At 39.0% G+C, this 13,752-nt stretch carries 10 protein-coding genes; 1 reads left to right on the top strand and 9 read right to left on the bottom strand.

Annotated elements, in window-relative coordinates:
- Position 1 precedes the first annotated feature (1 nt).
- Positions 2-1,381, bottom strand: coding sequence for a glutamyl-tRNA reductase (gene hemA, locus AB3N04_RS15810; RefSeq protein ID WP_368503629.1), 1,380 nt, complete (start codon positions 1,379-1,381; stop codon positions 2-4).
- Positions 1,382-1,678: 297 nt separating this feature from the next.
- On the opposite strand from hemA, the gene AB3N04_RS15805 reads away from it, so the two are divergent.
- Positions 1,679-2,155: a DUF5668 domain-containing protein gene (locus AB3N04_RS15805; protein ID WP_368503628.1), complete on the top strand. Its 477-nt coding sequence runs from the start codon at positions 1,679-1,681 to the stop codon at positions 2,153-2,155.
- A gap of 45 nt (positions 2,156-2,200) precedes the next feature.
- On the opposite strand, the gene yihA is transcribed toward AB3N04_RS15805, so the two are convergent.
- From yihA to leuC, 8 genes are all read right to left on the bottom strand, one after another.
- Positions 2,201-2,794, bottom strand: coding sequence for a ribosome biogenesis GTP-binding protein YihA/YsxC (gene yihA / locus AB3N04_RS15800; RefSeq protein ID WP_368503627.1), 594 nt, complete (start codon positions 2,792-2,794; stop codon positions 2,201-2,203).
- The gene (lon, locus tag AB3N04_RS15795; protein WP_368503626.1) at positions 2,791-5,118 is read right to left on the bottom strand and encodes an endopeptidase La; all 2,328 of its coding nucleotides are present in this window, start codon (positions 5,116-5,118) and stop codon (positions 2,791-2,793) included. The genes yihA and lon overlap by 4 nt, the downstream gene beginning before the upstream one ends.
- Before the next feature lie 213 nt (positions 5,119-5,331).
- Positions 5,332-7,002 carry an ATP-dependent protease LonB gene (gene lonB / locus AB3N04_RS15790; RefSeq protein ID WP_368503625.1) on the bottom strand — a complete coding sequence of 557 codons (1,671 nt, stop codon included), beginning with the start codon at positions 7,000-7,002 and terminating at the stop codon, positions 5,332-5,334.
- A 160-nt stretch (positions 7,003-7,162) separates the two neighbouring features.
- Positions 7,163-8,437, bottom strand: a complete 1,275-nt coding sequence (gene clpX / locus AB3N04_RS15785) for an ATP-dependent protease ATP-binding subunit ClpX (RefSeq protein ID WP_317122073.1) — start codon at positions 8,435-8,437, stop codon at positions 7,163-7,165.
- 524 nt (positions 8,438-8,961) lie between these two features.
- A complete protein-coding gene (gene tig, locus AB3N04_RS15780; protein WP_368503624.1) occupies positions 8,962-10,254 on the bottom strand; it encodes a trigger factor in 1,293 nt (430 codons plus the stop codon).
- A 127-nt stretch (positions 10,255-10,381) separates the two neighbouring features.
- A complete protein-coding gene (locus AB3N04_RS15775; RefSeq protein WP_368503623.1) occupies positions 10,382-11,434 on the bottom strand; it encodes a hypothetical protein in 1,053 nt (350 codons plus the stop codon).
- 248 nt (positions 11,435-11,682) lie between these two features.
- Positions 11,683-12,276, bottom strand: a complete 594-nt coding sequence (leuD, locus tag AB3N04_RS15770) for a 3-isopropylmalate dehydratase small subunit (RefSeq protein ID WP_368503622.1) — start codon at positions 12,274-12,276, stop codon at positions 11,683-11,685.
- 12 nt (positions 12,277-12,288) lie between these two features.
- Positions 12,289-13,710: a 3-isopropylmalate dehydratase large subunit gene (leuC, locus tag AB3N04_RS15765; RefSeq protein WP_368503621.1), complete on the bottom strand. Its 1,422-nt coding sequence runs from the start codon at positions 13,708-13,710 to the stop codon at positions 12,289-12,291.
- Positions 13,711-13,752: the final 42 nt, after the last annotated feature.

Raw genomic sequence — 13,752 nt, 5'->3', positions numbered from 1 at the left:
CTTAGGAGCGAACGACTGCATCTTGCTTATTAGAGAATGCACTGTATTCTTTCTTTTGTGCTTCCCATTGTTGCTCTGCCTCACGAACACGTACCTCACGCTCTTGTGTTTCAAGTTCTTCTTCTAATGCGAAGATCTTTGTAAACAATTCAAGCGCTTCATCTGAACTAGATTCTCCAGCCAGTTCTTTTACTCGAGTTACTGGATCACGTAAAAGTTGGTTGACGATACTCTTTGTATGCTTGCGAAGAACTTTCTTCTCACGTTCTGAGAGGTTTGGCAATTTACGTTCAATACTCTCCATCGTTTCGGCTTGTACTGCTAAAGCTTTTGTTCGAAGAGCGGTAATAATTGGAACCACACCTAAAGTGTTTAGCCAAGATTTAAACTCATCAATTTCAAGCTCAATCATCAACTCGATTTTTTCAGCTTCGCGCTTACGCTCTGCTAAATTAGCTTCAACAATATTTTGTAGGTCATCAATATCATACAGATACACATCATCTAACTCAGCAAGCGCCGGGTCCAAATCACGTGGCACTGCAATATCAACCATAAATAAAGGACGTCCTTTACGCTTCTTTAAAGTCTTAGACATCATCTCTTTAGACACAACAAAATCACGGGCTCCTGTCGAACTGATTAAAACATCAGCATCTACTAAAGCGTCTTGGAGTTGTTCAAACGGTCTCGCTTGTCCGAGGAAACGAGCTGCAAGTTCTGCTGCACGAGCTTCTGTTCGGTTAATGACGGTAATCTTCTTAGCACCATTAGCATGCAAATGCTTGGCAGTTAATTCACTCATCTTGCCTGCACCTAAAATTAATACATGCTTACCGTCAAAGTCACCAAATATATTCTTACCTAATTCAACTGCAGCATAACTAACAGATACAGCATGCTGGCCAATTTCAGTACCTGAATGAGCACGCTTAGCTAGTGTGACTGCTTGTTTGAATAAATGATTAAAAATCGTACCTGTTGCTTGTTCTTGCTGAGCTAAGAGAAAACTATCTCGAACTTGGCCAAGAATTTGTGTTTCTCCTAAGATCATAGAATCAAGTCCACATGCTACTCTAAACAAATGTTCAATCGCATGATGGTCTTCACGTATATCCAAATAAGGTGAAACTTCTTCTTTAGATAATTGGAACCATTCTGCCAGGAAGGATTTCGTGAAATGGCGCCCAGTATGAAGCTGATCAGCAACCACATAGATTTCCGTTCGATTGCATGTAGATATAATCGTACATTCTAGAATACTTTTCATGTTGCGAAGCTGATTAAGCGCTATTGGCATCTCAGCTTCTTGAAAGGCGAACTTTTCTCGCATTTCAACCGGGGCTGTTTTATAGTTTAATCCGACAACAATAATATGCATTCTTTAACTCACCCCCACCGTTCACTTCATCTATCATTTCATTTTCGTAACTTCTACTAATAAATTTTACCCAATAAATCGTTCTAATTAGGGACTAGTTTAACCCTTACCCTTTACTAAACTCATTATAACATGTCTGTCTAATCACTCAAAAAAAATTTGTGAACAGATCATGAAGCCTATGCTATTATGTTGGTATTGTATGATGACTTTGGTACGCTAGAGAATTCTTTCCTTTTAGCTTAACCATTTCATCTAAATATATGACCAACTCTTTCATAATTGGAGGGTAAGTACATGAAGCAACAACGTATTTTTCTTGGCGTCTTATTGATCGGTCTTGGTGCTTTTTTTCTCACCAACCAATATTCCTTACCGTACCAAGAACAAGTGGCAAGCTGGCCTTCTATCTTACTCATTATTGGTCTTGCATTTTTACTGCAATCAATTTTAGGAAAAGATACAAGCTCGCTTTTTCCTGGCCTTTTATTAATAGGTCTTGGTATTCATTTTCACGGTCTTTCTCTCATTCCATCATGGCCAGATCATTGGGGAATGTATACCCTCATTGTCGGAATTTCTTTCTTACTTGTCTATGTTCGCACTAAGAAGGAAGGGTTAATCCCAGGTCTCCTTCTCACCATTTTTTCAATCGTTGCTTTTCTTTCGATCAACCCAGTAGAATGGTTGAAACCAACTCATAAGGTTGTACTTGATTTATGGCCCATTGTCCTTATCTGTATAGGTCTGTTTTTCATTTTAAAGCGAAAATAATAATAAAGCAAAAGGTCTGCACCATTTTTGGTGCAGACCTTTTTGTTAATCTTTTTTTGTAGCGTAATACAGAATCGTTTTCCACGCTTGTTCTTTTCCATGCCCTGTTTCAGAGGAAAAGAGTAATAGTGGATCATCTTCATGTTTTTCTAATTCTTGTGAAATCACTTTTAAATGTTTTTGCCATTTCCCTTTTGGGATCTTGTCACACTTTGTCGCAACCAGTATGACAGGCATATCAAAATGTTTTAACCACTTATACATTAATTTATCCTCTTGTGATGGTTTGTGACGGACATCAATCAGTTGGACGATGGCACGTAATTGTTCACGTGTTTGAATAAATGTCTCAATCATCTCTCCCCAAGAATCTCGTTCCTTCTTTGAAACCTTTGCAAAACCATATCCCGGCACATCCACAAAGTGAAGTTGTTCATTAATAGCGTAAAAATTCAATGTTTGGGTTTTCCCCGGACGCTGTGACGTCCGTGCCAAACTTTTACGATTAATCATCTTATTGATAAAAGATGACTTCCCCACATTTGAACGACCAGCTAGTGCAATTTCCGGTAAAGGTGTGTTTGGATATTGTTCAGGCTTTACTGCGACTGTAAATAATTCTGCTTTTGTTACCTTCATTTCTTCTCTCCCAACGCATGCTTTAAGACGTCATCTAAGTGGCCAACTAGAATGTAGTTAAGATCTTGGCGAACACTTTCGGGTACATCTTCCAGATCTTTTTCATTGTCTTTTGGAATGATGATCGTCTTAAGACCAGCTCGATGTGCACTCATTGACTTTTCTTTAAGTCCGCCAATCGGTAGTACACGTCCTCTTAATGTAATTTCCCCAGTCATTCCTACTTCTTTCTTTACTACACGACCAGTCAAAGCAGAAATGAGGGCTGTTGCCATAGTAATCCCAGCTGATGGACCATCTTTAGGTGTAGCACCCTCTGGAACATGAATATGGATATCATTTTTCTCATGAAAATCCGCATCAATGTTAAGCTCTTTTGACCTTGCACGGATATAACTAAAAGCAGCTTGCGCCGACTCTTTCATCACATCGCCTAATTTACCTGTTAACGTTAATTTACCTTTACCAGGCGAAAGCGATACTTCAATAGATAATGTATCACCACCGGCAGATGTGTAAGCAAGACCAGTAGCCGCTCCCACTTGATCTTCTACTTCTGCTATGCCGTAGCGAAAACGTGGTTTACCTAGCATTTCCTCAGCTGTCTTTTGAGTAAGTATAACACGCTTTTTGGTACCCGTTACGATGATTTTAGCAGCTTTTCTACATAATGTGGCAAGTTGTCTCTCTAAATTACGAACCCCTGCTTCTCTTGTATAATAACGAATGACCTTTTGAATGGCCTCATCTTTTACTTGTATCATCGATTTTGATAGCCCATGATCTTTCATTTGCTTAGGCAGGAGATAATTTTTAGCAATTTGCATTTTCTCCACTTCTGTGTACCCTGCAATATGAATCATTTCCATACGATCTCTAAGAGGACCAGGAATGGTGGCAATGTTGTTAGCTGTTGTCACAAACATAACCTTTGAAAGGTCATATGGCTCCTCAATATAATGATCACTAAAAGTATGATTCTGTTCAGGATCTAACACTTCTAATAAGGCAGAAGAAGGATCACCACGGAAATCATTTGCCATCTTATCAATTTCATCTAGTAAGAAGACCGGATTAATTGACCCAGCTTTTTTCATTCCTTGGATCATCCGGCCTGGCATTGCGCCGACGTATGTACGACGGTGACCACGTATCTCCGCTTCATCTCTCACTCCGCCTAACGATATGCGAACAAAATTACGATTAAGCGAGCGAGCAATGGAACGTGCTAACGATGTTTTCCCGACACCAGGAGGGCCAGATAAACATAAAATCGGACCTTTTAGCTCATTTGTTAATTGTTGAACGGCTAAATATTCAAGGACGCGTTCTTTTACTTTTTCTAAGCCATAATGATCTTCGTTTAAAATATCTTCTGCACGATTCACATCGAGTTGATCCTCAGTTTCATTCGTCCATGGTAATTGCACAAGCCACTCAATGTAATTTCTCAGAACGGAGCTTTCAGCTGAATTAGCTGGCATTTTCTCATAGCGATCAAGCTCTTTAAGAGCTTTCTCTTCTACAGACGTTGGCATAGTAGCTTCTTCAATTTTTTCTTTTAAAGAAGCTACTTCTCCTGTACGTCCTTCACGGTCGCCCAATTCTTTTTGAATCGCCTTCATTTGTTCCCGTAAATAATATTCTTTTTGCGTTTTTTCCATTGATTTTTTTACGCGCTGACCAATCTTTTTCTCAAGGCCTAACACTTCTTGTTCGTTGTTTAAAATCTCTATTAAATGAAGCAGTCTTTCAACCACATTATTCATCTCAAGAAGCTCTTGCTTTTCAGCCAACTTAAGGGGAAGATTAGATGCTAATACATCTGCAAAGCGGCTAGGTTCTGATATGTCTGAAACCGTTGCTAACGTTTCTGCTGATACTTTTTTACTCACCTTCGTATATTGCTCAAACATCTCCAGCAAGTTTCTCATTATCGCTTGAGTTTCAGCAGTACGATCTGTTTGTTCATTAGATAACTCTGTCATTTCTACTTCAAGAAAATCAGCATTATCTAGATATTCTTCAATCCTTGCACGGTGCAGTCCTTCAACGTGAATACGTACTGTACCATTTGGAAGTTTTAACAATTGTTTAATTTTAGCGAGCGTTCCCACTGAATAAATTTCATCATTCGTTGGTTCATCAATTGAAATTTCCTTTTGTGTAGATAAAAGGATTTCCTCATCTTCATTCATTGCAAATTCTAATGCCTGTACTGACTTAGCACGCCCAACATCTAGATGAAGTACCATCGATGGGAAGACGAGCAGGCCGCGTAAAGGCAGAAGCGGAATAGTTCGTTTTGTTTTTTCTGCGACCATCCGCATACACCTCCAAATTTCCTAGTTCCGAATCAATACCCTTTATCAAGAAAACCTTAACATCCATTCGCAATAACTAGTTCGAATGAATTGGGTTCATTTGGCTCAATTGCTAAAAGATTCGAATTTGATCTCCACTAATTTTATCTTATCCCCCATTCTTTGTCTAATGTAAGTAGCCAGAGAAATCAAGAGCTGACCTTGAAATTCCCGTTAAACAGGTGTTGGGGAAGTATTAAGTCCGGTACTAGCAGGGATGACCTCTTCAGTAGCTTCTTCGCACTCTATTGCTAATTCCAGTACTTCATCTAGATGTGAAACAGCAATAATTTCAATCCCGTCTACTTCCTTTAGTATCGCTTGCTCATTTTCTTTCGGAATAATTACTTGCGTGGCACCGGCTAATTTAGCAGCTTCTACCTTAGCAACGACTCCACCAATCGGCTTTACCGACCCGTGAATGCCTAACTCACCCGTCATGGCAATTGTATTTTTGATTTTTTGTCCTTGAATGGCAGAAAAAATACCTGTTGCTATAGCAATTCCAGCTGAAGGTCCATCCACAGGGCCACCGCCCGGAAAATTCACATGTACATCGTAGTCTTGAGTTGGGATGCCCATTCGACGAAGGACGGTTACAACATTTTCAACAGATCCTTTGGCCATACTTTTTCGTCTTATGGAGCGCATTTGATTACCAGTACTTTCTTCCTCCGCAATGCCTGTAATATTAACAGATCCTTTGCCACGATTTTCGATCACATTAACTTCTATTTCAAGAAGAGCCCCCATATTAGGACCAAATACTGCTAATCCATTAACCAGCCCTACTGCTGGATCTTCATGTATTTTACGTTCTGGACGAGGAGTTAATTGGCTTGCATGTAATACCCACTCTACATCTCTAATTGTTACTTCTTCTCTTCCTTCTGACGTAGCTACACCTGCTGCAATTTGAACAATATTTACTGCTTCACGGCCATTTGTAGCATATTTTGCGATACGTTCTATCGCTGGTTCTTCTGCTTTAAATGCAAGCTTATCAACCGCCTTTTTAGCAATTGATACAATTTCTTGTGGCTTTAACGCACGGAAATACACTTCTAGGCATCTTGACCTGATCGCTGGAGGTAATTCTTGTGGCGTACGTGTCGTTGCACCGATTAAACGAAAATCTGCTGGAAGCCCCTTTTGAAAAATTTCATGAATATGCTTAGGAATTTGTTGATTTTCTTCACTATAATAGGCACTTTCAAGAAATACCTTTCGATCTTCTAATACTTTCAATAATTTATTTAATTGAATCGAATGAAGTTCTCCGATTTCATCAATAAATAGAACACCACCATGTGCTTTTGTCACAGCTCCATGTTTAGGTTGGGGGATGCCTGCTTGCCCCATTGCGCCTGCACCTTGATAAATAGGATCATGTACTGAACCAATTAATGGATCAGCAATTCCTCTTTCATCAAATCTAGCTGTCGTTCCATCTAATTCCACAAAAACCGCTTCGTGTCGAAATGGAGATTGACTATTTTTCTTTGCTTCTTCTAAGACGAGACGTGCTGCCGCCGTTTTCCCGACACCTGGAGGTCCATATACAATAACATGCTGAGGATTTGGTCCACATAAAGCTGCTCTCAGTGACCGAATCCCTTCTTCTTGTCCGACGATATCATCGAAACTAATAGGGCGAACCTTTTCTGATAATGGTTCACTTAATTGTATGGCACGCATCTTCCTTAATTGTTCCATCTCTTTTTTAGAGTCTCTATCAATTGTCACTCGTTGGTTTCGTTGAGATTTTAACAAATTCCAAAAGTACACCCCTATAATCACGCCAAAGAATAACTGAATCACTAATGCAATCGCTGTCCAATTCATCCTGTTACCTCCTGATGTAGTCATTAACTGTTTTTCTTAGTATGACCGACAACTATCTCACTAACCAAAGAAAATGCGAGTTCTAAAAATTCCTCTTTACTTTTTTCTAGATGAAGACAAAAAAACACACCCCGCTTTGGAGGTGTGCTTTAAGAGCTCATTATGCACTTTCTTTCGGCTCTTCTTTAGACAACGAAATTTCAGTGCCGTCTTCTGTTTTTAAGATCGGTAACTCTTGATCTGTAATACACTTAGCGTGTATCACACAAGTGACAACATCTTTGCGTGAAGGAAGATCAAACATTACATCAAGCATAATTCCCTCAATAATGGAACGTAGCCCACGAGCGCCAGTTTTACGCTCAATGGCCTTTTTAGCAATCTCAACAAGGGCATCATCTGTAAATTCTAGTTCCACATCATCAAGTTCTAATAACTTCTGATATTGCTTCACAAGAGCATTTTTTGGCTTTGTTAAGATCTCAACAAGGGCATCAGTATCAAGTGGTTCTAAACTTGAGATAACCGGTAAACGACCGATAAATTCTGGAATTAAACCGAAGCGTAATAAGTCTTCCGGTAACACTTTACTTAAGTATTCGCCCGGCTTTAATTCTTCTTGTTTTACTTCTGATCCAAAACCAATTACTTTCTTACCTAAGCGACGTTTGATAATTTGCTCGATGCCATCAAATGCACCGCCACAAATGAATAAAACGTTTGTCGTATCAATTTGAATAAATTCTTGATGAGGGTGCTTACGTCCACCTTGTGGAGGCACACTCGCTGTTGTTCCTTCAAGAATTTTAAGAAGTGCTTGTTGAACACCTTCTCCAGAAACATCACGCGTAATCGATGGATTTTCTGATTTACGTGCTACTTTATCAATCTCATCAATATAGATGATTCCTTTTTCTGCTTTCTCCACATCATAATCAGCAGCTTGAATTAACTTAAGTAAGATGTTTTCAACATCTTCCCCAACGTAACCAGCTTCTGTTAACGATGTTGCATCCGCAATAGCAAAAGGTACATTAAGAATACGTGCTAATGTTTGAGCTAAAAGTGTTTTACCACTACCAGTTGGTCCAATCATCGCAATGTTACTTTTAGCAAGCTCAACTTCTTCAGAGCGATTCATTGAGTTGATACGTTTATAGTGATTATAAACAGCAACCGAAAGCGACTTTTTAGCTTGGTCTTGGCCAATAACATAGTCATCAAGAATTTGACGGATTTCTTGAGGCTTAGGTACTTCTTGGAATTCTACTTCCTCTTCGCCACCAAGCTCTTCTTCTACAATTTCCGTACAAAGTTCTATACACTCATCACATATATACACACCAGGTCCAGCAACTAACTTACGGACTTGATCTTGTGTTTTTCCACAGAAAGAACATTTAAGCTGCCCTTTGTCTTCATTAAATTTAAACATCAAATCACCCCTCACAAATATTTTACCACCAAGAGCCAACTTTTGCCTAATTAGACTCTCTTGGAGAGTTGTACACGACGTAAACGTAATTAAAGAATGATTGTTATGCGTGACAATAGCTTTGTCAGGCCATTGTATCACATAACAGTCAAAAACCCGTAAAGAAAAGCCTCTTACTTATGTACTGAAATTAAACTACTTCAACTTGTGATCGACACGACCTCTAACTAACCTTTTAAAGTTATGTACGAGACAACAAGTCCTTTCTTTATTAAGTTTATGTGTGGATTTAGTATACATTCAAGATTACTCTTAAAAAATCCTTTTTCTTAAACAATCTTAAGTAAAAAGAATGAAAACTTTTTATTATTCTTTACGTGCTACATACATCTTGTTCATATGAGAATGGAAACATACATGATTGACGCAGTTTTCTAAGATGTCTTTTAAATGAGTTAAAAGACAAGGCACAAAAGTGCGCCTTGTCTTATTAACTATCCTTCGTAATGAGATCTTAAACCTATTTACGCTTTCTTGCTGTTTTCAACAAGTAGTTCAACAGCTTTTTGGATTTTAAGGTCACCTTTAATGCCCTCTGTTCCACCTTGAGCTGCGAAAATTGTTTTTAACTCTTCAACAGAGCGTTGGTACATTTCAGCCATTTTTTCTAACTCAGCATCAACATCTGCATCTGTTGCTTCGATGTTTTCTGCATTAGCAATAGCTTCTAATGTTAGATTAATACGAACACGTTTTTCTGCATCAGTCTTGAACTGCTCACGCATAGCAGCTTCATCTTGACCAGCAAATTGGTAGTACATTTCAAGGTTCATACCTTGCATTTGTAAACGTTGCTCGAATTCTTGAAGCATGCGGTCTGTTTCAGTTGTTACCATAGCTTCTGGAACGTCAACCGTTGCATTTTCAGCAGCTTTTTCAACAAGAGTATCACGGATTTCAGTATCAGCCGCTTGCTCTTTATCTTTTTGAAGCTTTTCTTTAATCTCTTTTTTCAACTCATCAAGTGTCTCAACATTTTCATTTGCATCCTTAGCAAACTCATCATCAAGTGTTGGTAATTCTTTACGCTTAATGTCATGTAGCTTCACTTTGAACGTAGCAGCTTTACCAGCTAAATCTTCAGAATGGTACTCTTCTGGGAAGTTAACTTCTACATCTTTCTCTTCTCCTGCTTTAAGACCAACTAATTGCTCTTCAAAACCAGGGATGAATTGGTTAGATCCAATTTCAAGTGAATAGTTTTCAGCTTGTCCGCCATCAAACGCAACACCATCAACGAAACCTTCGAAGTCCATTACTGCTGTATCACCATTTTCAAGTGCACCATCTTCAACTACAACAAGCTCAGCGTGACGGTTTTGAAGTTGAGTAAGTTCAGCATCAACATCTTCATCTGTAACAGTTGTATCTTGCTCTGCTACTTCAAGTCCTTTGTACTCACCAAGTGTAACTTCTGGCTTTACAATAACTTTTGCAGTGAAAACAAGGTTGCTACCTTTTTCCATTGTTTCAATGTCGATCTCTGGACGATCAACAGGCTCGATTTTCGTTTCGTCTATTGCAGCCGCATAAGCTTCAGGCAATAGGATATCTAGAGCATCTTGGTAAAGAGCTTCAACACCATATTGTTTTTCAAATAAAGAACGAGGTACTTTTCCTTTACGGAAACCTGGTACATTTACTTTCTTAACAACTTTTTTGAATGCAGCATCAAGTGCAGCATCAACTTTCTCCGCTTCAACATCAATTGTTAAAACGCCTTCGTTACCTTCTAATTTTTCCCATTTCGCAGTCATAATTCTTTCCCTCCAACTATACACATGTTCGCAAAGCGAACGATTTTTATACTGTTCATGATTGACAACCATTCTATTATAACACATCACTATATGTTTTCAAATGAATCTTCCTTAAAGGAAATAATCACTGTGTGAAGTGCGTGTACGCATCAAATACGCTTTCTTCTAACTGTGTAACATCTATCGCTTTTTCTTTAATGGAGTGTTCATCAATTTCATAAAGATCCGCTATTTCTTCAATTGATCTGTCTAAACCTAATCTTTCACTTGCTAGAAAATGATAGACTCCTGCCCAAAAGGATGTATTGTCTGGTTCTGGCGTGAATGGGTACCAAGCAAATAGATGAAGATTCCCAATTTGTTCAGCCATCTCCGCTAAGAGTGGATCCTCATGTTCTAAATTTTTCTCGAGTTCAGCTCTAACCTTTATTGCAAAGGGTTGATTATTAACCGTTTCCAATTCATTAGGGATTATCGAGATCGTTCTATGAGCTTTTTTGATATGTACTGAATGTTCGCACTGTTTCATATGTAGGATTTCTAACGCAAAACTTCTAAGTAACCAATCTTTACTTGCATCTTCTATGTACATAATTAATGGCTCTAACGCATCATCAAATTGACGTTCCTTCAAATACTGTAATGCCGTCCATTGGTCTTTCACGGTACCCTCGTCTAACTTACTTTTAAGCTCTGTTATCGGGGAAGCTGCTTCAGGCACTTCTTCTTCAATATTTGCAAGTAATACCGAATCATCTATCATTTGTCTACTAAAATGAAGAAGTTGATAGAAAGATTCAGCAAATTGCGCCGGTACAGTATTTTCACTTAATACAGCTTCAAGCATATCGACTACTTCTTGATAATGACCAAGTTGAACAAGTAAAGAAATATGCACTTGAAGATTGTCGTAATAATCTCCTATCCCTTCATTAAGGAGGGCACTTGTATGTGTAACGGCCTCTTTCAACCTGCCAAGCTCAACAAGGCTCAACACTTTTCCAAAGCGTACTTGCGGATGATCTGGTTCATATTGTTCAGCTGTAAGAAAATGCTCATAAGCACTTGTAGCATCTTTCGCTTTCAATGCATCCATACCTTTTTCAATCAAGCGCTTAACAAGACCTGGGTATAAGATAAGATTCGTATCCTTTTTATTTGTTTTTTTGCCGTCCATGGAATCGCTCCACTCTCTTTGACATGTTGCTTACTAGCTTTAACACATTCTGTATAGTTATTCTTTTCAGTTTATCAGCTTGACACATGAATTACAACGAGAACCATTCATAGCAGTCATTTCTCGTCTTATTTGATATTACTTTTAACCAAAACTTCCTTTTTATTTTACCCTCAATCCCCAAAAAGCTAACCACTAAAAAAAAGAGAGAACAAAGATGTCCTCTCCTTCAATACCTATTACATTTCTTACACTGGCTGTCCTACTACTTTTTCTTCATATTTCTTGATTTTCTCATCATACTGAAGCGTCAGGCTGATCTCGTCCCAACCATTTAAAAGCATCTGCTTCCAATACGGATCGATTGCAAAACTAGTTTCAAAATCTTCAGCCTTAATCGTTTGATTCTCTAAGTCAACTGCTACTTTCAAGGTTTCTTTCTCCCCTTTTTGAAGCAATTGATACACGTATTTCTCATCTAAACGAATCGGCAGCATACCATTTTTCAGGCAGTTATTATAGAAGATATCTGCGAAATTAGGCGCAATGATGACACGAAATCCATAATCATGTAAAGCCCAAGGAGCATGTTCACGCGATGAACCACATCCGAAATTATGACCTGCTACTAGAATGGTTGCTCCTTTAACATGAGGTTGATTAAGTTCAAACCCTTGATTTTCACTGCCATCTGCATTAAAGCGCCAGTCAAAAAATAAAAATTGACCAAAACCTGTACGCTCTACACGTTTTAGAAATTGCTTTGGAATAATTTGATCGGTATCGACATTGACACGATTAAGCGTTGCAACCGTTCCTTCATGTACTTTTATCGGTTCCATTTCGAATCCCCCTTATGATGTCATTTTTTTTTCTTCTTTTAATTGACGAACATCAACAAAATGACCTGCTAATGCTGTTGCTGCAGCCATTTCAGGACTGACCAAATGTGTTCTAGAACCTTTTCCTTGTCTTCCTTCAAAATTACGGTTGGACGTAGACGCACAGCGTTCACCCTCAGGAACAAAATCAGGATTCATACTTAAGCACATACTACAACCAGACTCACGCCATTCAAAGCCTGCCTTTATAAATAGCTGGTCTAAGCCTTCTTCCTCTGCTTGTTTTTTTACCTTTTGTGAACCTGGTACAACTAAAGCCCGAACCCCACTAGCCACTTTTCTTCCATTGATCACAGACGCCGCTGCGCGAAGATCGCTTAATCTAGAATTTGTACAGGAACCTATAAAGACATGTTGGACACGTACATCTTGAATCGGTGTACCTGGTTTCAAATCCATATATTCTAGCGCTTGCTCAATCCCACGTTTATCAGCATCCGTCGTAGCTTCCTCCGGTGATGGGACTAATTTTGAAATACCAATTCCTTGTGATGGATTCGTTCCCCAAGTAACCATTGGTTCAATTTCACTTGCATCAATCGTAACGGTGCGATCATAAGTCGCTCCTTCATCTGTAGCTAGCGTACTCCAACGCTTTGTCAGCTCAGTAAATGCCTCTCCACTAGGTACATATTGACGCCCTTCTAGGTAATCATACGTTACTTGATCAGGACTAATTAGACCTGCCTTTGCCCCTGCTTCTATTGACATATTACAGATTGTCATTCTTTCTTCCATCGTCATACCACGAATCGCATCACCAGTAAATTCAATAACGGATCCCGTTCCAACGTCTACTCCAAACTTAGCAATGATTGCAAGAATCACATCTTTTGCAGCGATCCCTTCAGCCAATTTCCCTGTTATCTTCACTTCTAAGGTCTTTGGTTTAGATTGCCAAAGCGATTGTGTAGCAAGTACATGCTCAACCTCACTTGTACCAATACCAAATGCCAGCGCCCCAAAAGCACCATGAGTAGAAGTGTGACTATCTCCGCAAACAATCGTTTTCCCTGGTTGTGTGAGTCCAAGTTCTGGACCAATGACATGAACAATTCCATTTTCAGGATGTTCTAGGTCTACCACGTCAATACCAAATTCATCGCAATTTTTTTGTAATGTTTCAATCTGTGTTTTCGCAATTTGGTCGGTAATATTGTACCGATCGACTGTTGGCACATTATGATCCATTGTTGCAAAGGTTAAATCTGGTCTTCTCACTTTTCGATTGTGGATGCGCAGGCCCTCAAATGCTTGAGGAGATGTCACTTCATGTACCATATGCAAGTCAATATAGAGCAAACTCGGCTTACCTTCCTCTTGTATCACTTCATGTTGATCCCAGATTTTCTCTATAATTGTTTTTGGGGTCATATGATTTCCCTCCCTTTTCGATTAGATCTTTGGATTAAAAGA

This window comes from Alkalihalophilus sp. As8PL (assembly GCF_040939795.1).
Lineage (GTDB): Bacteria > Bacillota > Bacilli > Bacillales > Bacillaceae_D > Alkalihalophilus > Alkalihalophilus lindianensis.
Note: the sequence above shows the minus strand (reverse complement) of the source record. Positions and strands in the feature narration are given on the sequence as shown.

Coding starts and splice junctions, on each gene's coding strand:
- hemA (WP_368503629.1), bottom strand. CDS start 1,381: ATGCATATTATTGTTGTCGGATTAAACTATAAAACAGCCCCGGTTGAA.
- AB3N04_RS15805 (WP_368503628.1), top strand. CDS start 1,679: ATGAAGCAACAACGTATTTTTCTTGGCGTCTTATTGATCGGTCTTGGT.
- yihA (WP_368503627.1), bottom strand. CDS start 2,794: ATGAAGGTAACAAAAGCAGAATTATTTACAGTCGCAGTAAAGCCTGAA.
- lon (WP_368503626.1), bottom strand. CDS start 5,118: ATGGTCGCAGAAAAAACAAAACGAACTATTCCGCTTCTGCCTTTACGC.
- lonB (WP_368503625.1), bottom strand. CDS start 7,002: ATGAATTGGACAGCGATTGCATTAGTGATTCAGTTATTCTTTGGCGTG.
- clpX (WP_317122073.1), bottom strand. CDS start 8,437: ATGTTTAAATTTAATGAAGACAAAGGGCAGCTTAAATGTTCTTTCTGT.
- tig (WP_368503624.1), bottom strand. CDS start 10,254: ATGACTGCGAAATGGGAAAAATTAGAAGGTAACGAAGGCGTTTTAACA.
- AB3N04_RS15775 (WP_368503623.1), bottom strand. CDS start 11,434: ATGGACGGCAAAAAAACAAATAAAAAGGATACGAATCTTATCTTATAC.
- leuD (WP_368503622.1), bottom strand. CDS start 12,276: ATGGAACCGATAAAAGTACATGAAGGAACGGTTGCAACGCTTAATCGT.
- leuC (WP_368503621.1), bottom strand. CDS start 13,710: ATGACCCCAAAAACAATTATAGAGAAAATCTGGGATCAACATGAAGTG.